A 20,964-nucleotide genomic window follows, 5' to 3' on the forward strand; every position below is an offset into this window, starting at 1 on the left:
AAACTTATATTTAACTCACCTTGAATATATCGATCGCTCCTGCTAGTGGTCTGCGATCAATTATTCAGCAAACCCTACTTACTTTTTTTCAAAATTTGCCCCTTGTCATCAATTGTCAAACCGCTATTGGGAAAATCGCTCTTTGTCAAACGGTTAATCAACCCCACAGTTCTAAATTTGTTATCAACAGCCGGAACACCTCGCCCGTCAAGTTGGACGGGGATAATCTTACCAGAAACAAAATCCCCTTGCGGAGTCATTTTCACATCCAAAATTAGAGATTGACCGAGTGATCCTGCTGTAGACAAAGTGCGATAACCCAAAAAATTTCCCAGAGAGTAAGCAATCAATTTACCTTTATAAAGTTCCATTGCTCGCGGAACGTGCGGGCCATGACCCAAAATCAAATCGGCTCCCGCATCAATCATCGTCCGCGAAAACAAAACCATATTTCCGCGGTTTTCTCCGTAAAAGAACTCAGTTTTATTTCTCACATTGATAGCTCCCGTTCCTTCAGCTCCAGCATGAACTGATATCACTACAATATCAGCGTTTTGCTTAGCTTTTTTGACAACTTCTGATCCTGCTTTCAGTTCCAACAAAGAATTGTGAACGTCGCCGTAGTTGCTGAAACCGATAAAGGCAAAATTCACGCCCTTGACATTTTGATAAACAATTTGATCTCTTTTGCCAACAGCCTTCATGCCGTTGCTGTCGATGTTTTTAATCGTGTCCTTAAATCCCTGCTCGTTAAAATCGTAAGAGTGATTGTTGGCAATATTCAAAATATCAAAACCAACATCTTTGAAAATTTTTGCATAACTCGGAGGCGTCCGAAAGGCAAACAGCATTCGTCCGCCACCTGCTTTGGAACTGTAAGGATAATCGGTCATCGTGCTTTCAAAATTGCCAAACAGAATATCAGCTCCTTTGAGGTACGGTTTTACCGACTCTAATAACATCTCTTTTTTTGCCGGCAGTTTGTTGTAGGGATAATTTGTGCCGGGGATCATGTCGCCAACTGCTTTGATACTGACAGTTGCGGGCAAAATGGCAGGTTTTTTGGCAGCCGGGGAGGGCGATTTTGGAGCGGGAAGGGGTTTGGCTGCGGGTGTCGAGCTCACTTCTTGTACCGCAGGCTTTGACGTGGGAGGGTTATTAGTAGCGGTGGGTGAGGATTTGTAAAGTTGAGAAGCCAGTACAAGGCCGGATATGGGTACGAAAATTAGACTCAGAGCACCGACTGACAGCCCTGATTTTTTAGTTTTAGTGCCTGCTAATGCTGGCTGCGGCGATGGCTTTTGCTGCCTTTGGTTTGGGGGTTTTGGAGTTGGGATTTGAGGGGGTTGGGGCGGAGATTTTTCTGGTGTTTGAGGGGGCGCCGTTGTGACATTTTGAGTTTTTTCTAGCTTGGGCAAAGTCACAGGAATGGGAGAAGCGGCTACACTAGCAGCTACTGCTGCACTCGCAGCTACTGCTGCATTCACGGCAACTAATGGACTCACGGGTACGGAAGTCAAGCGTTTTTTTAATTCTACTGTCTGAGTCCAAGCGGGCAATTGCTCGCCGTCGCGCCGCCCGTAAACTGTCACTGAGTAAAGGTTATTTGGTTGCAGCCGCTGCAACCCTTTGACGGCGACTCGGAGACAGGCTTCTTCTGCGGGTAAATTTTCTGCTTCCAGCAGCAGGTGCAGGGTGTCATTTTCCCGGCTGGCTTTAGCCGTGACGCCGAAGCTTTGGAGTGCTTGGCTGATCAGAAATGCGATCGCCCTGGCATCGCCTTCTTTTGCTAAATTTAAAATATCTTGTTGGCTCACAAACGCCTCTACTCTCACACTAAAAATTTAGCTCGATCTTATATCAAATTTGGCGGCACAGCATTAAATACCGATTGGTTTAACTTAACTAAGTGGGTACAAATAAACAGAACGTGGGCACAGGGCGCGTGCGTGAAAGGGTATACTCGCTCTCACTATAGCAATCCTTGCAGGAGTCGTAAACTTTTTACCCCACCCCAACCCTCCCCTTATCAAGGGGAGGGAGTAAGAAATTCACAAATGATGCGAGGATTGCTATATAGCTCCTAACTAAATCAGACCCTACTTTTACCAGATAGTATGATTTTTGGCGCTGGCTAGCTGAATACAATATTTCCTAACGGTTATCTTACTCGATCGCCCCAACACTTCTATCCGGGATATTTGCCCCCTGCAAATTAACATCGGTCAAATCAGCGCTCTCTTTCTTACAGCATTTTTGGTAAATAAAACTGGTTTGTGAGCGTCGAGAGTGTGTCCTGGAATGTACGGAAAATATGCAGTTTAGCAGCGAAGAATTAACGAAAAAACCGGCTTTCTCGTTACCAGTGCCAATCCCCCTGTCCCACTTGGGCCCAAATTCACACAAAAACGATCGACCTGCAGGCTCGGAAGCTTGTTAAACTCTTGGTCATGTCACGCTATTGGTGAGAAATCGACGGCTAGCCACAATCGTCTGCTAACGCCCCCGCAGTGCTGGGCTGCGGGGCCTGCATTGCACACTGCACGTAGGTGAGATTAGCTGCAATCAACTTTCGGGATGCCGCTGCTAAAGTCGCGGCCGCCAATGTAGTTGTTCGTTTTAAACTAATTAAACTAATTATTTAAAGGAGTTGCACGTCAATGACACAATTGTGCTTATAATATCTGGCTCGGTGCCCTCTCAAACCAGGGTTTTTCGCTAGTCTGGTGGTATTTGTGAGTTAGTTAAGCCCATAGCAGCTAGGATCGAGCTAACTCAAGGTTAAACTAAAGCTCGTCATGCGGCGTTGCCTCTCAAAACCCGGATTGAGTCTTATGGCGCATTACCGCTCCTCTGTATGTTTGTTCACCTGCATTGCCTGTCTGGGCGCTGTGTTCAGTCCAAGTGCCGACGGAGGGCAACAGGTACTCAATGCCTCTGCGCGTGCTGTTTCCCAAGAAATTGCTCAGGCGAACTCTCCCCCGGACGATCGCCAGGATTCCAAGCCTCCAAAACCGTCTCCAGCGCCCGATAAAAACAAATCTCAGCCGTCCAAAACGTCCAAATCTAATTCTAAGATCCCGAAATCGGTATCCAATTTGATCGTCATTTTGTCTCGTCAGCGAGGGTTCTTAATGTTGGGTTTGGCAGCAGTTGTCGTCACGGCAGCGGCAGTATTTATCATGCTCAAATTAGTTAGTAATGACGAGTCAAATTATTCTAAGCGAAGACGGGGACGATTTGAGCGCCACAACCCAAGAAACTCTCAATTTACTAATAATCCCGATTCTCCTACAAACTCGCACGCAATTACACGGCACAAGACTTCTTTTGGGCCATCAAAACCGCTGTCAGCCTTGCCCTACCCTTTGGATTTGCCAAAAGACAACAGTATCGAGAACAGCGATCAACCTTTTCCGTTAAATATGGAATCCGGGGAACCAGAATCCCAGGATGCAGCAGTCGAGGGCGATCGAATTAATTCCGACACCTCGCCCTTGGAAACTCACAGCAACGGATACAGTAACACAGGTTTCAACATTCCCGAAACAACTAATCAAACCGATTCCCTAGCTAAGAAGAAAGGTATTGCCCTTCCCGAAACGGATGGTAGACCTAAAGTTGATATTATTGAAGCACTGATTGAAGATTTGCAGCAGCTAAATCCGGCAAAGAGAGGCAAAACAATTTGGGAACTAGGCCAGCGGGGAGATTCCAGAGCAGTTGAGCCGTTGCTCGATTTGCTAGCAAATTCCGACTCCAAGCAGTACAGTTTAATTTTGGCAAGTCTCTCGGAAATTGGCATTCGCACCCTCAAACCCATGAATAATGCGTGGTCAATTTCGCTGCAAAATGAAAATCCCGAAGTGCGTAAAAATGCAATTCGCGACTTGACGCGGATTTACGAATTGGTGAATCAAATCAGTTACTTGTTGCACCGTGCGACGGACGATCCAGATCCAGAAGTTCAGGAAACTGCTCGCTGGGCAATCAATCAGTTGAATCGCATCCGTCCGCGTTCTGGGATGGATTAATAAACGTAGCAATTTTCAAATACTTTGAACTTGAGATTTGCAATGGGAAATTGATAATTTAGATTATGTTAAAATTAGTGAATGCTGATTAATGACTAATGACTAATGACTAATGACACTTTAAAACTATTGTTCCTGTCAACTTCGGTCGGTAAACTCGGTTCGGGGTTGGGTGGTGGAGTCGAACTTACAGTCCTTAACATCGCTAAAGAATTACAGAGTCGCGGTCATAAAATAGCAGTTGTAGCACCGATAGGTTCAAATTTAGAATCAATTCCAGTAATCGAAATAACGGGTGATTTGCAAGTAACCGCCCAAACACAAGATTACAATGATCCTATTGTGATGCCCGCCGATTCTGTGCTGGCGAATATGTGGGAATATGCTCGCCAAGTTCAGGATGAATGGGATGTCATTGTTAATTTTGCCTACGATTGGCTGCCGTTTTATTTGACACCATTTTTTAGGACTCCGATCGCACATTTGATCAGCATGGGCTCCCTTTCCGCAGCCCTCGATCGCATTGCCGGACAAACCGCCGTCCAGTTTCCTGGTACGATCGGAGTTCACACCGCTTCTCAAGCCAAAACATTCGCCTTTGCCGATGAATGTCAGTTGTTGGGAAATGGCATAGATTTATTCCTGTACAAATTTTGCAACAAACCCGAGTCTAAATTAGCTTGGCTAGGGCGCATCGCCCCGGAGAAAGGCTTAGAAGATGCAGTAGCAGCAGCGAAAATTACAGGCATTCCCCTGAAAATTATGGGCAAAATGCAAGATGAGGATTATTGGCAAAAAATTTGTGCAGATTACCCGGATGCTCCAGTAGAATATTTAGGGTTTCTGACAACAACCCAAATGCAAGAGCAAGTCCGTCAGTGCCGAGCATTGTTGATGACACCGCGCTGGGTGGAAGCTTTCGGAAATGTCGCGATCGAGGCTTTAGCGTGCGGTGTACCCGTGATTGCTTACGAGCGCGGGGGGCCGGCGGAAATTGTTAGAGAGGGACTGACGGGCTTTTTAGTGCAGCCTGATAGCGTAAATGGCTTGGTAGGTGCGATCGCCCGCTTAGACGAAATTGACCGCAGCGCTTGCAGGCGACAAGCAGAGGTAGAATATTCTTTAGCAGCTTTGGGCGATCGTTGTGAACACTGGTTCAAATCTATCACTGCTAGTAGGGTGCGTCAGTAATAATACTGGCACATTTTTAGAAAGATTCGCTGACTGACGCACCTTAAAAGTTTATTGAACAGCAATTCAAATCTATTCTAAAATTGAGTTAAATAAACTATTAATCGACCACACAAAAAGCAAACAGAAAAAAACATGGCAACCGAACGTTTAGTGCTTTTATCCAGTAGAGAAATCGAAAAAATGCGCCAAGCAGGCCGTTTAGCGGCCGAACTTCTGCTACATCTCGAACCAATGGTAAAACCTGGTGTCAGCACTCTAGAAATTAACGACGAAGCCGAACGCTGGACTTTGGCACACGGAGCAAAAAGCGCTCCGCTAGGCTATAAAGGATTTCCTAAATCTCTGTGTGCTAGCGTCAATGAAGTAGTCTGTCACGGCATCCCTAATGCGAAACAAATTCTTAAAGAAGGTGACATTATTAATATTGATGTAACACCTTTAGTGGATGGTTATCATGGCGATACTTCCAAAACTTTTTTTGTGGGCAAACCTTCACCTGTAGCGAAAAAGTTAGTTGAAGTAACCGAGGAATGTTTAAGAAGAGGAATTGCGGAAGTCAAACCGGGTGCCCGTACCGGCGACATCGGTGCAGCAATTCAAGAATATGCTGAAGCACAGGGTTTTTCGGTAGTGCGAAATTTTGCGGGGCACGGGATTCACCGAGTATTTCACACTGAACCGGAAATTCTGCACTATGGCAAGCGGGGCACAGGAAAAAAGCTCAGACAAGGCATGGTTTTTACGATCGAGCCGATGATTAATGAGGGTACTTGGGAAGTGGAAATTTTGGGCGACGGTTGGACCTCTATCACCAAAGATGGAAAGCTTTCGGCTCAATTCGAACACACTCTGGCTGTGACTGATTCTGGGGTGGAAATTCTGACTTTGCCGTAGCAATCATTAACAAACAATCTCAAAAACTCACTCCTAAATCAATAATCAACCATATCCCGTAGGGGCGGGTTTTACCGACAATATCTAACGATTATCAACAATCTAGATAAACCCGCCCCGCCACAACCGATAACCCAAATCAACCTGAAATTTGCATCGAATCTTAAAATGTAGGTTTGTATTTATGGGTGGGTGGGGGCGAGTTTTCGAGATGGTCTGTTTCAGTAAGAAATTGTCGGTAAAATCCGCCCCTACAGAATTACGAGCGATTCACCAAACACGATATAACTAATAACTAATAACTAATGACTGACATACAATTTCTGCAACCAGGAGATTTACTCAAAGTAATTGCCCCTAGTGGCACTTTGCGAGAATCAACCAATTTTGAAAAGGGTGTAGAAATTTGGAAATCCCGCGGCTATCGAATTGAATTAACACCCGGTTTTGACGATCGCTGGGGCTATTTGGCAGGTTCCGACGAAAACCGCGTACGACAGTTGGCAGATGCCCTCAATGACCCGGATTGTCGCGGTATTCTCTGTGTTCGAGGCGGTTTCGGCAGCACTCGACTTTTGGAAAAAGGAAATGTGGGAAAGGCGGAAAATTCTCAATTTCCAACTCCCGATTCCCATTCGTCGAAATGGTTAATCGGCTTTTCCGACATTACTGCTTTGCTGTGGAATCAGGCTAAATTGGGTGTTTGGGGTGTTCACGGGCCGATGCTGACAACTTTGGCTGCTGAACCGGATTGGTCTGTCGATCGACTTTTTGACTGCATAGAAGGTCGTCCCTTACAATCTTTGCAAGGTAAAGGATGGGGCAGCGGAAAAGCCATCGGGCGGCTGTTTCCGGCGAATCTGACGGTTGCTTCTCATTTGCTCGGAACCCCCTATCAACCGGATTTGACCGGGGTTATTCTCGCATTTGAGGATGTTTCCGAGGCTCCTTACAGGGTCGATCGAATGTTGACTTTGTGGCGGATGGCGGGGGCTTTCGCTGGGGTGCGGGGCATTGCTTTGGGGCGCTTCAGCCGTTGCGAGATTGAGCCGAGTATTCCCAGTTTTAGCATTGAAGAGGTTTTGCGCGATCGGCTGGGGGATTTGAATATTCCCATTGTCTCGGATTTGCCCTTCGGGCATGAGGGCGTTAACGCTGCTTTACCTATGGGAATTATGGCTAGTCTCGACGCTGATTTGGGATTGCTCAGTTGCGGGTAAAAATCACTTTTTAGATAGCCTGAAAATCATTCATCAAAGTTCTGTAAAAGAATTGTTGATTTCAGAATATTTAAGGTGCGTTCTGCATGGTAGCGAAACTGAAGCATAAATAAAGCATAGGATGATAGTAAAATTATCAGGAAAAATGGGATGATTTCTAAGGGTGGTTTTTCGGTGACAAATAAAAATACCAGCCAACCCAATGCCAAAGACAGTAAAAAGACAATAGATAAAGCGGGAATAGTCATCTTCAATGGCAACACCGAACCGCCTTCAATGTCTTGAACTTGTCCTGTCGCCACCAAAAGCCCTTTCCAATTTCCGCCAGTAATTGTCGCGCGGAGGAAATCACCATCAAGCTCGATTTGGTAGCAGTAAAGAATTCGGCTCCCCCCAATTATAGCTTTGCGAACCGTTAAACCTGTACGAACTTTGGCAGCAAGCCGTTGACGGACTACATTTTTGGAAAATGGTATATGAAGGATTGCTTCCCGGTAGGGCAAGAGCGAGTACAATAGTTTGAAGAACTGATTTAAATTTAATGGCATAGCAAAAAACACGATCGTGAATTGCATCAATTGCCACTACCTAACTCTAAGCAGGGACGTTTCATTCTATCAAAGTTTTCAAGCTCCAACCACTATAAGTAAATCTACGGAGGTTTTGGGGAATCGACATTGTGCGATCGCGAATCGCGGGAGGTTTGCCCCTAGGTTCGCGCTATATCCAGAGGGATGGCGTAAATCCTGCCTGATCAGAGTTTACAGCGACAAAATAGTCCGGTTGGATGAGGCTAACATTAGATAGCCAAAAATACATTTAAAATGGATTATATGTGCAAATGTCGCTGCCAACACAGCAAAAAGATTTTAAAACTTTCCCAAAGAGGTTGATATGAGAACACACAACTTGTTAAACAGTATTGCTGCCGCTGTGCTAGTTGCAGGATTGGCACTCACTGGCATTTCGTCTAGTGCAGTTGGCGAACAGATACGGAATAACGATCGCATTGATGGAGTAATTCGCCGCACTTCCCCCATCTACCGTTTTCGGAATATGTGGGTTCCGGGTTCTCCGACGGAAGAATTGCGTGGTCAAGAATACACATTCAGCGCGAGGGAAGGCGACAACATTGAAGTGTTTTTAGATACAGATAGAAGTCGCGGTTTTACTCCCGTCATGGTGCTGTTTTACGGGAACAACAAACAAGTCGCTTTTACGCAAGACCGTTCTTTTAATTATCAAATTCCCCGTAGTGGCGATTACAAGCTTTTAGTGTTAGCAAAAGATGCTGCCAGAGGCGGTAGCTACACGCTGGAAGTTTCGGGAATTGATGGGGGCGACAGACGATCTCGCAATTCGCGGGACGATTGGTACACGAGGCGAGATGACGATCAATATGACGGTCAATATGACAGAGAACTGCTGTTGCAAACTGATTTTGACTTGCGGTCTGTTGATTGTCGCGAGAGACGTTCTATGGTGAGAGTAAGGTTTGACGATGGTAATCAAGATTCAACTTACTGCGCTGTCCCGAATAGAAGGTATCCGGCGGGAGATTATTACTACAATTCGCGGACTAGAGATTTAGACTCGGCGCGGCGGAATGATAGTAGATTCGATGCGGGCCCAGATCAATGTCGCGTAGTGGTGGGCGGAGTTTGTGTAACGAGGTAAGTAGGTCAAACTGTAGCGCGGAATCAGAAACCGGGTTTCTACGAAGAAACCCGGTTTCTGACCCTATACACAGGATTTATACCCGTCCTTTATATACGAGTCGATCTGCGGCTATCGCCTCACTTTCTTTGGCAGTGACAAAATACACATTTGTACACACAACGATTTTGTCAAAAAGGACGATCGCACAGTGGTAAGCTACCAAAGGCATTGAAATATCTAAGGTAGAGAAAAGTTAAAATGTCGGCATTAAATGAAGTTCCCTTGTTGTTGCGGGCAGCCCGCGGCGAAACCCTAGACCGCCCGCCCGTGTGGATGATGCGCCAAGCCGGTCGCTACATGAAGGCTTATCGAGATTTGCGAGAAAAGTATCCCTCGTTTCGCGAACGTTCCGAAATTCCCGAAGTTGCCATCGAAGTTTCCCTTCAGCCGTGGCGCGCGTTTCAACCCGACGGCGTAATTCTGTTTTCCGATATTGTCACCCCCATGCCGGGTTTGGGCATCGACATGGACATCGCCGAAGGCAAAGGCCCGATTATCCACGCACCCATCCGCACTCAGCAGCAAATCGACAACCTGCAACCGCTGAACCCGGAAGAAAGCTTGCCGTTTATCAAAACTATCCTGAAATCCCTGCGCGAGGAAGTCGGCAACAAGTCCACCGTGCTCGGTTTTGTGGGCGCGCCGTGGACGCTGGCGGCCTATGCAGTTGAGGGTAAAGGTTCTAAGGATTATGCCATCATCAAAAACATGGCATTTTCCGATCCAACTTTACTGCATCAGTTGCTGTCGAAATTCGCCGATGCGATCGCCGTTTACGTGCGCTATCAAATCGACTGTGGCGCGCAAGTAGTGCAAATGTTCGACTCCTGGGCCGGCCAACTCTCCCCGCAGGACTACGACACCTTCGCTCTACCTTACCAGAAACAAGTATTCGAGCAAGTCAAAAAAACCCATCCCGACACACCGCTAATTCTGTTAGTCACCGGTAGTGCGGGCCTCCTCGAACGCATGACAACATCCGGCGCGGATATTATCAGCGTCGATTGGACAGTTGATATGGCCGACGCGCGCAAGCGTTTGGGCCCGAATATGAACGTTCAAGGAAATCTCGATCCGGGCGTGTTGTTTGGTTCTCAACCGTTTATTCGCGATCGAATTCTTGATACAATTCGCAAAGCCGGTCATCGCGGACACATCCTCAATTTGGGACACGGCGTATTACCGGGAACTCCCGAAGATAACGTGCGTTTCTTCTTTGAAACCGCAAAACAAGCGGACAAATTGCTTGCCGTTGCTGCTTGAAATTGATTGCGAACTGGTTTTAACGGGTTCCCCAGCTCTGCCTGGTCAACCCATATCCAGAGGCTCTGCCTCGCGTAAAATGGAGGCAGAGCCTCCTGATCTGCCTTACCAGGTCAGACCCTGGTAACGAGTAACAACCCCTGACAAATCTCGCTTATAACCGAGTAGAGATCCCCCTAAATCCCCCTTAAGAAGCGGGACTTTGACAATAATCTTGTCCCCCCTTAAGAAGGGGGGCGAGGGGGGATCTTAGCCTCAGCATCAAGTCAAAAAACCCTCTTCCCCTGCGGCAAAATGAACTCAAAAAAAATTTTTGTGACGGGTGCAAGTGGCTGTATCGGTCACTACATGGCCGAAACTTTGATTCAAGAAACAAACCACGAACTTTACTTATTAGTTCGCAACCCAGAAAAATTAAAATTTGACTGGAAAGCCCGCCCCGGCATCCATATATTACAAGGTGATATGCGAGATATCGAGCAACACGCCGAACTTTTGCAAACAATTAATGTCGCAATTTTAGCTGCCACTGCTTGGGGAGGAACTCAAGAAGTGTTTGACGTTAACGTAACGAAAACTCTCCAGCTAATTCAACTACTTTCGCCACAGACTTGCCAACAAGTAATTTATTTTTCAACGGCCAGTATTCTCGGTCGAGACAACAATTTGCTGAAAGAAGCCGGAGAACTGGGGACAGATTATATTAGCTCAAAATACAACTGCATGGTGCATTTGTCAGCTTTGACAAATGTGCCTCCAATTACGGCACTTTACCCGACATTAGTATTGGGAGGAGACGCAGAAAAACCAGTCTCTCACTTGTCCTCTGGCCTGCCCCTTGTGGCCAAATGGATTGGTTTGATTCGCTGGTTTAAGGCAGATGGCAGTTTTCACTTCATCCACGGCGCAGATATTGCTAAAGTAGTTAATTATTTAGTTCAACATCCGCCTGCTTCCGAGGAAACGCGACATTTTGTGCTAGGAAATCCCCCGATTACAGCTAACGAAGTGGTAGAACAAGCTTGCAAGTATTTGAATAAAAAAATATTTTTTCGGATTACTCTGTCACCTTGGCTGGCCGATTTCTTTATTTGGCTGTTCCGAATTCAAGTGGCTGCTTGGGATAGATTTTGCATCAGCTACCGCCATTTTACCTATCAAAATCTTGTGAATCCCGAAAGCATAGGAATGCCGAGTTACTGCGGCACAGTTGCCGATATGTTAAGAACTAGCGGGATTCCCGGCAAAGATTCAAATTAGAAGGAAGAGGGAAGTTCGGCAGCGGATTTTATAACGGATGTAACGGATGTAACGGATGAATGTTGAGGAAAAAGGAAGAGGCAATGTGAATTAAACAACTAATGTAGGGTTCTTATGGCGCACCAAAGCAGTAATTTACTGTTTCCAGTTTTTTTTGCCTTAATTCCAGGCTTTTTAAATGCGATTATCGTCAATTAAGGGTCAAATACGATAAGATATCAGCATTTGCAAACTTTAACAGGGAACTGCAAGCTAAAAATTGCGCTCATTGTGTGTGGCTTAGGGGGTGTCACCCCTCGCCAGATATTCGATCGAGTGCAAGATCGTAATTTTAGCCTTAACATGAAGTCTTGAGAGTCGCTCGAACTCTCACGCCCCGCCAGCCCGATCGCAAGTTGTTTACTGATGTGAGGTTTAACATATAATGCGAGTTCTTCTAGTTTACCCGCTGTTTCCGAAAACATTTTGGTCTTACGAGAAAATCCTAGAATTAGTTGATCGTAAAGTTCTGCTGCCACCGCTGGGTTTGGTAACAGTAGCAGCTATTTTACCCCAAGAATGGGAATTTAAGTTAGTCGATCGCAACATCAGACAAATCACAGAAGCAGAATGGGAATGGGCAGAGCTCGTTATTCTGTCCGCCATGATTGTCCAAAAAGAAGATTTGCTAGACATCATTCGCGAAGCAAAACGGCGCGGTAAACCCGTAGCTTGCGGCGGCCCCTACCCGACTTCCGTACCCGAAGAACCTCAAGCAGCGGGCATAGATTACCTGATTCTCGACGAAGGCGAAATCACCTTGCCGATGTTCGTCGAAGCAATCGGGCGTGGCGAAAAAAGCGGAATTTATCGATCGGACGGCGTAAAACCCGATGTTACCACAACCCCCGTTCCCCGCTTCGACTTGCTGGAATTAGACGCCTACGACTCGATGTCGATTCAATTTTCGCGAGGCTGTCCTTTCCAGTGCGAATTCTGCGATATCATCGTCCTCTACGGCCGCAAACCCCGCACCAAAAACCCCCAACAATTGATAGCAGAATTAGACTATCTCTACAACTTGGGGTGGCGGCGCGGCGTGTTCATGGTAGACGACAACTTTATCGGCAACAAACGCAGCGTCAAACTGTTGCTAAAAGACTTAAAAGTCTGGCAAGAAGAACACAAATTTCCCTTTACTTTCAACACAGAAGCATCCATCGACTTAGCCCAAGATCAAGAATTGATGGACATGATGGTTGCTTGCAATTTCAATGCAGTGTTTCTAGGGATTGAAACTCCCGATGAAGAAAGCCTGCAAATGACCAAGAAATTCCAAAATACCCGCAATTCCCTGATCGAATCCGTAGAGTTAATTGCCAAATCGGGTTTGCGAGTAATGGCCGGATTTATCATTGGATTTGACGGCGAAAAACCCGGTGCCGGTCAGCGGATTGTCAAGTTTGCCGAAGCAGCAGCCATTCCGAGCACAACCTTTGGAATGCTGCAAGCTTTGCCACACACGGCATTGTCCCACAGACTAGCAAAAGAAGGGCGGTTGCGCGACAAATCTGGCAACCTCAACCAGACTACCTTGATGAACTTTATCCCGACGCGGCCTCTCGAAGATATTGCCCGCGAATATGTCGAGGCATTCTGCGAAGTGTACGATGCTGAGAAATATTTAGACCGGACTTATCGCCATTTCTTAATGTTGGGTGCACCTACAGCAAAGATACCTGCGAGAGTTCCCAGTTGGATCGATTTGCGAGCACTGCTAACTGTGGTTTGGCGGCAGGGAGTCAAGCGCAAAACTCGCTGGAAGTTTTGGCATCATTTGTTCAGCATTCTCAAGCGCAATCCTGCAGTTTGGGATCACTATTTGACAGTCTGCGCTCACAACGAGCATTTCCTGGAATATCGCCAGATTGTGCGGGATGAAATTGAAGCTCAATTGGCTGAGTTTTTGGCTAATGAGTCTCAAACTGTATATCAAGAACCTGTTGCTGTTGAGGAAAAGGAAGTGCAAGCGGTTTAGGGTTGGAGAATTCAACCGCAGATGAACGCAGGTAAACGCAGATGAATGTAAGATTGTCTGCGTTTATTTTGTTTTTAATCTGGGTTCCAGGTTCGGGCTGAAAATGTCATATCCTGCCGATCGGCCACCTTTTGAGAGCAGGCGAGAGAGCCTCCAGAGGGATTCCCAGTTTCTCACTGAAAACGTGAAATACTACTATTGGCGGCAGCAGTTATTTCGGCAGATAGAGGCGCGATCGCCCGCAAATATGAAAATCTAATTACAAGCTCAAAAATATCAAAATAGCGATCGCCCTCAATCCGCCATGTTAGGAACAAATCAACTCAGAACAGCCGCTCTCTTAGGACTCCTAAGCGGCCTTCTCGTTTTAGGAAGTTATTATTTAATCGGCAACGAACAAGGACTTTACATCGGTTTAGCGCTAGCCGCCTTCTCAAGTTTTAGCTCTTGGTACTATTCCGACACGGCCGCGTTAATGGCTTACCGCGCTCAGCCGATCGCCCGCAGCGAAGCACCAGAAATCTACGATATGGTAGCATCGCTGAGCGAAAAAGCCCAAATTCCGGTGCCGAAAATATTTCTAGTTCCCACTCAATCTCCCAACGCATTCGCCACAGGAAGAGACCCGGAACACGCGACAATAGCAGTTACTGAAGGCATCATCAAGCTGCTTTCCCGCGAAGAATTGGAAGGGGTTTTAGCCCACGAACTCACGCACATCCGCAACCGCGATACCCTCACTCAAGCAGTTGCAGGCACAATTGCCGGCGCGATTACATTTGTCGGGCGAATTCTGACTTTTGGAGCGCTTTACGGCCCGGTAACGCGGGATAGCAGACAAGGCGCGAATCCGTTTGGTTTACTGTTTTTAATCATTTTAGCGCCACTATCAGCAACCGTAATTCAATTGGCGATTTCTCGGACGAGGGAATTTGCAGCCGACAGCGGTGCGGTGGAAATTACAAATAATCCGATCGGCTTAGCAAACGCCCTGCAAAAATTAGAGAAACTGGGTCATGAAATTCCCATGCACGGCAATCCTGCGATGTCGCCGCTGCTGATTGTGAATCCTTTTTCGACTAAAGGTTTGCAGTCACTTTTCCGCACTCACCCGCCGACAGAGGATCGCATTCAACGCCTTTTGGAAATGGCGCAGCAGCAGCAAGGTACTCCTGTTATGGCTTACATAAACGGAGTTTGATCGGTCAAAAATGCAGCAACAATATGGAGAAACCCGGTGTTTTGAACCAGCCGGGTTTCTGTATGTTTATTTTGTTTTTGGTTATTAATTAGGTAGGGGCGATCGCTAGTATAAAATTTTTGCCTTCTTTATGACCAAACTCGCTGAATTGGATAAGCATCAAAAGCCTCATCGCGACTAATCAAAACCAGCGAATGATTCATGGTCTGTGCTACCAGAATGCGATCGAAGGGATCTCGATGATGCAGAGGAAGACCTGCGTAAATCTCAGTGTCTTCCAGTGTAATTGGTAGAATTTGAGCGTTAATGTATTGCAATTCCTTCGGCAGGTCTTCAAATGGTCGATTCAGGTGAAGCTTACCGACATTAATTTTAATAGAGATTTCCCACAGGCTGGCAATACTAAAATATAAACCTGTTTTAGTATCGATCGCTTCTTTTGCTTTACTACCTAGATTGGAATCGCCAAGCAAATACCACAGAAAGGCATGAGTATCTAAAAGGGATTCCATGTTACATATATTCCTTTAAATCTTCCAGGGGTTCATCGAAATCATCAGACATAACGATCTGACCTGCCCAACTACCATAACCATGAGGTTGTTCAATTTGTTCGGGATATGATTCTGTTTTGGCGTGTTTTTCAAGTAGATATTTTGCATAATGCAATATCTCTTGTTTGAGAGATTCTGGCATTTTGACGACCGTTTGAAAAATCTGTAGCTCGATAGTCATGATTTCTGTACAATTTTTACTATGTCATATTCACCAATTCTACTGTAATTGCAGTCAGAAGGTATTTGGTGCGAAGGGAGAGCGCCCTGTGATTGTTCTCCCTTAATACGATTACTTGCGATCGCACAAACGCGGGTTTGTCAGTTTGCCGTTGTCTGTTTCCGTCGGCTCATCGTGGAGTGCGATCGCAAAACGCAGATGATTTGGAATCATCTGCGTTCATCGGCGGTTTAATTAAACCCTGTTAAACTGAAGCCGCAACCTTATCTAAAGGCCGCACTTGACCGAGGAATTCGTGAAGTGCATCACCTTCGACCACCTCAGTTTCCAACAGTTTCTGCGTAATTGTTTCCAACAATTCCCGATTGGCTTTCAGAATATCCAAAGCTTGCTGATGTGCAGTTTCGACAATTTCCTTCACTTCTTGGTCGATCGCCTCAGCAGTCTGAGCACTTACCGCGCGGCGGGCATTTCCCATACCATCACTAAGGAACATTGCTTGCTGGCCTCGATCGTAAGCAAGAGGCCCCAAAACCTTACTCATCCCGTAAGTTGTCACCATCCGTTCAGCTAAATCAGTCGCCCTTTGCAAGTCATTTGAAGCGCCAGTTGTAATGCTACCAAACACAACTTCCTCAGCCGATCGCCCTCCAAGCAGTGTAGCAATCTGACCGCGCAATTCCGATTCATCCAACAAGAAACGGTCTTCTGTCGGTACTTGCAACGTGTAACCCAATGCTGCCATACCGCGCGGGACGATCGAGATTTTTGACACTTCACCGCCACCAGTCATCGCAGCACCCACCATCGCGTGCCCGACTTCGTGGTAAGCCACAATCTTTTTCTCTTTTTCGTTGAGCACCCGGCTTTTCTTTTCCAAGCCAGCGACAACCCGCTCAAACGCCTCATAAAAGTCTTCCTGAGCTACAGTTAGGCGCTTGTTGCGAGCAGCTAGCAAGGCAGCTTCATTGACCAAATTTGCCAAATCTGCGCCCGAAAAACCGGGGGTGCGAGTGGCGACCGCCTTCAAGTCAATATCCGGGCCCAACTTCACTTTTTGAGAGTGAATGTTCAAAATTGCTTCGCGGCCGGATAAATCCGGGCGATCGACTAAAACTTGGCGATCGAAACGACCAGGGCGCAACAAAGCAGCATCCAAACTTTCCGGGCGGTTAGTTGCAGCCAGCACAATTACCGTAGTATTGCCCGCAGCAAAACCGTCCATTTCAGTTAATAATTGATTGAGAGTTTGTTCGCGTTCATCATTCCCACCGAAGCTAGCGTTACTGCTACGAGATTTGCCGATCGCGTCCAATTCATCAATGAAAATAATACAAGGAGCCTGTTTCTTAGCCTGCTCGAATAAATCTCTAACTCTTGCAGAACCAACACCTACAAACAGTTCCACAAACTCCGAACCGGAGATGCTAAAAAACGGCACGCCAGCTTCACCAGCCACTGCTTTTGCTAGCAGCGTTTTGCCAGTTCCCGGAGGTCCGACTAACAGCACGCCTTTCGGAATTCGCGCGCCAATTGCCGTAAATCTATCGGGAGTTTTCAGGAACTCAACAACTTCGACTAATTCAGTTTTAGCCTCTTCTACTCCAGCCACATCAGCAAAAGTAATTTTCGCCGATTCGCCTTCTACATAGACCTTAGCTTTGCTTTTGCCGAGCGAGAGCGCACCCTGCGGCCCGCCACCCTGCCTGTTCATGAAAAATTGAAAAATCGCCACAAAAATCAGCGGCGGAACCACCCAGCTTAAAACACTGCCAATCCAGCCATTTTTAGCTGGCGGAGTTGCCGCAAATTCCACGCCTTTTTCTTGCAAAAGTTTAGGCAATTCCAGGTCAAAAATCGGCGTAGTTGTCAGCACTTGACCGGGTTTATCCCCTTCGCCTTTGAGTTGGTAGCGGATTTCATTTTGGCCTACCGAAGCTCGGACTACATCTTGTTCTTGAACCTGATGAACGAACAAGCTGTAAGGCACTTGCGGAATTTGGGGGCCAAACAAATTGGGTAAAAAGATGTTTGCCAGCAAAAATAAACTTGAGAGCAATAACAAGATATTGCTAATTTGTCGAAAACGAGGTGGTTGGGGCTGGTCTTTAATGGCCATTGATAACTGTCATCCTTTGATTTAAAGCAGTTTTATTCATCTATTTTCTCATCAAATACCCACACACTGTTAAGCGGATTTCCTCACTTTATCGGGTGGGTTAACCCGCTAGCACGGATTTGCTATTATTAACAATGTTTTTTTTGAGTAAGCGCGAAGACGCTAAGGAAACGAAGGAAGAGAAGAGAAGAGCGTTATAGTATGTAGGGTGCGTCGAAGAACACCGAATATTTATGCAGCTTCCGGGTTTAACTGAATCATTTCCCAAGTGGTATAAGTGCCGATCGCACCCCAAATCGCGTAAGGCAAAAGTAACAAAGCTGCGGTTTGAGAAATCGGCAAAACAGCTAACGTCAGCACAACTCCCAAAATCTCGCCAACCCCTCCCAAAATTGTCCCTACTTTCAGACTTTTGGCTCTGAGAGTAGCCGGAATATAAGCAACTGTGACAATTTCTAAAAGCAAGTATAAAGCCATCAACAGCCATGTTTTAAGGCTCCCTGGCTCCTGTTCCCACACGACAGCAGCGCTGCCGGCCCCGCAAGCAAAAATCACCGTCCAAATTAACGGAATAGCAGGCTCAAAAAACATCCAATCTGGTCTTTGAAGTTTGACGGCCCAGTTAATATCCCGCAGTTTAAAAAACAGAGTTCCGAAGGCGACTGAGAAAGTCACGCCCCCGATAATCATCCAAGATTCCATCATGGTTCTCAACTTTCAAATTGCTCGATCGCTCATTAAGTCGATCGTCCCAACTTACAGCCGAACTTCCATCCGCCTTTAGCAATAACTTTTGTAAAGCCCGATGCAATTATTGCTAACCGCCCGACACATTTTTAGCAAACTCTTCGCGTCCAGACACCAAATTAGCTGGAACGCCGTTAGGGTAATTTTGTGCGATTAAAGCTTGCAACTTTTGCACTCGGTTTTCAGGGTTGGGGTGAGAACTCAAAAACTCCGGCGGCGCTTCGCCCTTCCTAGCAGCACCGAGAATTTGCATCACCTCAACAATACCTCTAGGATCGTAACCAGCTTCGGTCATAAACCGAAAACCGAGCTGATCGCTCTCAAGTTCATCCGATCTACCGTACCGCAAACCGACAACTTGATTGACAGCTTGAGCAATTAATGCTGCCTGCTGACCACCCCCGCGATCGTCGCTAGTAGCCACCCCAACCGCCGTTACCAAAGCCCTGCCCAACTGCTGTTTTGCCAAGTGTTCCGCAGCGTGGCGCGCCACAACGTGACCGCTTTCGTGCCCCAGTACAGCAGCCAACTGAGCCTCGGAATTCAGCCGCCGCAGCAGCCCCGCAGTAATGAAAACTTGTCCCCCCGGTAAAGCAAAAGCATTGACAGTTTCGGGGTCTCGCAGCAGGTGGAATTCAAACGGATAACCCGCTTGTTTCGCGGCAGAACCGTTAACAACTCGTTCTCCGACTCGATCGACATACTGCTGAATACTCTGACTCGGATAAAGCCCCCCGTACTTAGCGGCCATTTGATCCCGCGCCTGCAATCCCAAAACTATCTCTTGGCGGGGAGAAAGCTGCACGCGCTGTCTCTCTCCAGTTACCGGATTTTGTACGTCGTTTGTAAAATAGGTGATTGCTCCAAAAAATGCCATTAATAGCCCGATCGCAGCTCGAAATAAAAATTTGTTCACAGGCTTTCTACCTAAAAAGTTTAGCGAGTACAATACCAGGCTGACAGCTAACTCGACATCTGTCTGAAGTATTAATAATGAAATATTGTTATAGTTTTTTTGGATCGTTGGCTGAGAAGGCTTTTTTTTAACGAACCGCGTAAGCGCTAGGACACGAAGGAAGATAAAAAGAGAAGAAGGTTATAGTTATTAAATCGGTTAAATCTGTTGAATCGATTACATAATCAGTTGCCGAACTTCCTTCGCAATATGTTTCAAGCTACCCGCCGCCGCCTCGCTATTTGGTACACTGCCGTTACTGCTGTATTGTTACTTGTATTCGCCACAGGTTTCTATTTTTACGTCCGCACTACTTTGATCGATCGCATTGATGACACCCTCCATCACGTTGTCGAAGTAATAGAGCGAACTCTCGTTATCGAACCGCTAAGTTTCCCTATTACCACAGATAAAAATAAATTGCAAGTTAATATTCAAGCGAGTTTTCGAGATAGTACCGATGCAGTAGAAGACGACCACATTGATTTAGAATGGTTCAGTCCTACGGGCGAATTGCTGTGGTCTACATTATCCGAACCGCTGAATATTCCCATTCATGCTAACCGCACCGGGGAAACAGTTTGGATAATTAATAATAAGTTACAGTCAGATCAAAACTATTCCCTCAGACAAGTAACGCAGCGAGTACAAAGTGGCCGCCAAGTTCTGGGATATTTGCGAGTCAGCCATCCTTGGTTTGAAGTGACAAAACCCATCCGCCAATTAATTCTTGATTTGATTTTGGGCGCGAGTTTAACTCTAATTTGCGTTGCAGCTATTGGCTGGCTGCTGTCGGGATTGGCTATGAAACCTGTGCGGGAGTCTTACGGGCGTCTCAAACAGTTTACTGCTGATGCTTCTCACGAACTCAGAAATCCGATCGCCACTATTCAAACTAACGTCCAAGTAGCTTTGGCGGAACCGGATATCGAACCGCAGCAACATCAACAGCTACAAGTTATCGAACGCCTCACCCGCCGCTTGGGGCGCTTGGTTGACGATTTGTTATTTTTAGCCCGACAAGATAGCGGTATCGTGCAGCAGCAGTGGATTGAAGTTCCCCTCGATGCTTTGCTGATGGAGGTAATTGAAGAACAACAGGCGATCGCTACTACCCAAAATCTCTCTCTTTCTTTGGAAATTGTCGATCTGCCCAACGCTGACGACAACTTTACACTGTTGGGAGACTGGGATCAACTAGCTCGACTTTTTACCAATATCGTCAGCAACGCCGTGCAGTACACGCCCTCTGGAGGTCAAATTCAAGTAGAATTGGACGTGGCAGCTAAAAACAAAAGAAATTCGCCGATGTTAAATCCAGCGCTGCAAATAAAAGTAACAGACACCGGCATAGGAATTTCCACAGAAGCCCTGCCGCATTTATTCGATCGATTTTACCGCGCAGATCCCGCCCGCACCCACCGCAGCGCCGCCGGTTCCGGTTTAGGATTAGCCATCGCCAAAGCAATTGTCGAAAATCACCGCGGCCAAATCCGCATTGACAGCCAGGTCGATCGAGGTACCGCCGTTACCGTCACCCTCCCCGCCCACAAATCAGAACAATTCCGCCTTTAAAACTTCCCCTCTTCTTCTCTTCCTCTGCGCC

The 20,964-nt window shown here is 46.6% G+C and carries 18 protein-coding genes; 10 read left to right on the forward strand and 8 right to left on the reverse strand.

Translation table 11 applies throughout. The annotated features are described in order from the left end of the window. Positions 1-74: 74 nt before the first annotated feature. Together QUA10_RS13005 and QUA10_RS13010 are read right to left on the reverse strand one after the other, a co-directional pair. Positions 75-1,817 carry a CapA family protein gene (locus QUA10_RS13005; RefSeq protein WP_333083025.1) on the reverse strand — a complete coding sequence of 581 codons (1,743 nt, stop codon included), beginning with the start codon at positions 1,815-1,817 and terminating at the stop codon, positions 75-77. 662 nt (positions 1,818-2,479) lie between these two features. Next, complete coding sequence (locus tag QUA10_RS13010; RefSeq protein WP_333086272.1) at positions 2,480-2,605, reverse strand: hypothetical protein; 126 nt, start codon at positions 2,603-2,605, stop codon at positions 2,480-2,482. Between the two features lie 229 nt (positions 2,606-2,834). Between QUA10_RS13010 and QUA10_RS13015 the strand changes: the two genes are divergently transcribed. The 4 genes from QUA10_RS13015 (at position 2,835) to QUA10_RS13030 (ending at position 7,342) form a co-directional block, all read left to right on the forward strand. Continuing rightward, the gene (locus tag QUA10_RS13015) at positions 2,835-4,034 is read left to right on the forward strand and encodes a HEAT repeat domain-containing protein (protein WP_333083026.1); all 1,200 of its coding nucleotides are present in this window, start codon (positions 2,835-2,837) and stop codon (positions 4,032-4,034) included. A 105-nt stretch (positions 4,035-4,139) separates the two neighbouring features. Continuing rightward, positions 4,140-5,225, forward strand: a complete 1,086-nt coding sequence (locus QUA10_RS13020; protein ID WP_333083027.1) for a glycosyltransferase family 4 protein — start codon at positions 4,140-4,142, stop codon at positions 5,223-5,225. A gap of 135 nt (positions 5,226-5,360) precedes the next feature. After that, positions 5,361-6,122, forward strand: coding sequence for a type I methionyl aminopeptidase (gene map / locus QUA10_RS13025; protein WP_333083028.1), 762 nt, complete (start codon positions 5,361-5,363; stop codon positions 6,120-6,122). A 305-nt stretch (positions 6,123-6,427) separates the two neighbouring features. After that, a complete protein-coding gene (locus tag QUA10_RS13030) occupies positions 6,428-7,342 on the forward strand; it encodes an LD-carboxypeptidase (protein ID WP_333083029.1) in 915 nt (304 codons plus the stop codon). A 26-nt stretch (positions 7,343-7,368) separates the two neighbouring features. Here the strand turns inward: QUA10_RS13030 and QUA10_RS13035 are convergent, their stop codons facing one another. Further along, a complete protein-coding gene (locus QUA10_RS13035; protein WP_333086273.1) occupies positions 7,369-7,917 on the reverse strand; it encodes a hypothetical protein in 549 nt (182 codons plus the stop codon). A 319-nt stretch (positions 7,918-8,236) separates the two neighbouring features. Here QUA10_RS13035 and QUA10_RS13040 point away from each other — a divergent pair, with 319 nt between their 5' ends. The 5 genes from QUA10_RS13040 to QUA10_RS13060 all read left to right on the forward strand — a co-directional run bounded on the left by QUA10_RS13040 (position 8,237) and on the right by QUA10_RS13060 (position 14,802). Further along, positions 8,237-9,019, forward strand: coding sequence for a hypothetical protein (locus QUA10_RS13040; protein ID WP_333083031.1), 783 nt, complete (start codon positions 8,237-8,239; stop codon positions 9,017-9,019). Between the two features lie 240 nt (positions 9,020-9,259). Next, positions 9,260-10,324 (forward strand): uroporphyrinogen decarboxylase, encoded by a 1,065-nt coding sequence (hemE, locus tag QUA10_RS13045; protein ID WP_015178097.1) that lies wholly within the window; start codon positions 9,260-9,262, stop codon positions 10,322-10,324. Between the two features lie 294 nt (positions 10,325-10,618). Beyond that, positions 10,619-11,584, forward strand: a complete 966-nt coding sequence (locus QUA10_RS13050; protein ID WP_333083032.1) for an NAD(P)-dependent oxidoreductase — start codon at positions 10,619-10,621, stop codon at positions 11,582-11,584. 424 nt (positions 11,585-12,008) lie between these two features. Continuing rightward, positions 12,009-13,601, forward strand: coding sequence for a B12-binding domain-containing radical SAM protein (locus QUA10_RS13055; RefSeq protein WP_333083033.1), 1,593 nt, complete (start codon positions 12,009-12,011; stop codon positions 13,599-13,601). Between the two features lie 304 nt (positions 13,602-13,905). Further along, on the forward strand, positions 13,906-14,802 hold the full coding sequence (locus QUA10_RS13060; RefSeq protein ID WP_333083034.1) for a M48 family metalloprotease: 897 nt from the start codon (positions 13,906-13,908) through the stop codon (positions 14,800-14,802). Positions 14,803-14,930: 128 nt separating this feature from the next. Here the strand turns inward: QUA10_RS13060 and QUA10_RS13065 are convergent, their stop codons facing one another. The 5 genes from QUA10_RS13065 to QUA10_RS13085 form a co-directional block, all read right to left on the reverse strand. Next, positions 14,931-15,314 carry a type II toxin-antitoxin system VapC family toxin gene (locus QUA10_RS13065; RefSeq protein ID WP_190743312.1) on the reverse strand — a complete coding sequence of 128 codons (384 nt, stop codon included), beginning with the start codon at positions 15,312-15,314 and terminating at the stop codon, positions 14,931-14,933. A 1-nt stretch (position 15,315) separates the two neighbouring features. Beyond that, complete coding sequence (gene vapB / locus QUA10_RS13070) at positions 15,316-15,537, reverse strand: type II toxin-antitoxin system VapB family antitoxin (RefSeq protein WP_333083035.1); 222 nt, start codon at positions 15,535-15,537, stop codon at positions 15,316-15,318. Positions 15,538-15,781: 244 nt separating this feature from the next. Next, a complete protein-coding gene (ftsH4, locus tag QUA10_RS13075; protein WP_333083036.1) occupies positions 15,782-17,656 on the reverse strand; it encodes an ATP-dependent zinc metalloprotease FtsH4 in 1,875 nt (624 codons plus the stop codon). 231 nt (positions 17,657-17,887) lie between these two features. Continuing rightward, positions 17,888-18,361: a tryptophan-rich sensory protein gene (locus QUA10_RS13080; protein WP_333083037.1), complete on the reverse strand. Its 474-nt coding sequence runs from the start codon at positions 18,359-18,361 to the stop codon at positions 17,888-17,890. Positions 18,362-18,473: 112 nt separating this feature from the next. After that, positions 18,474-19,319, reverse strand: coding sequence for a M48 family metallopeptidase (locus tag QUA10_RS13085; RefSeq protein WP_333083039.1), 846 nt, complete (start codon positions 19,317-19,319; stop codon positions 18,474-18,476). A 249-nt stretch (positions 19,320-19,568) separates the two neighbouring features. Between QUA10_RS13085 and QUA10_RS13090 the strand changes: the two genes are divergently transcribed. Further along, positions 19,569-20,933 carry an ATP-binding protein gene (locus tag QUA10_RS13090; protein ID WP_333083040.1) on the forward strand — a complete coding sequence of 455 codons (1,365 nt, stop codon included), beginning with the start codon at positions 19,569-19,571 and terminating at the stop codon, positions 20,931-20,933. Positions 20,934-20,964 lie beyond the last annotated feature (31 nt).

The sequence above is a fragment of the Microcoleus sp. Pol8_D6 genome (assembly GCF_036700965.1).
Classification (GTDB): Bacteria; Cyanobacteriota; Cyanobacteriia; order Cyanobacteriales; family Microcoleaceae; genus Microcoleus.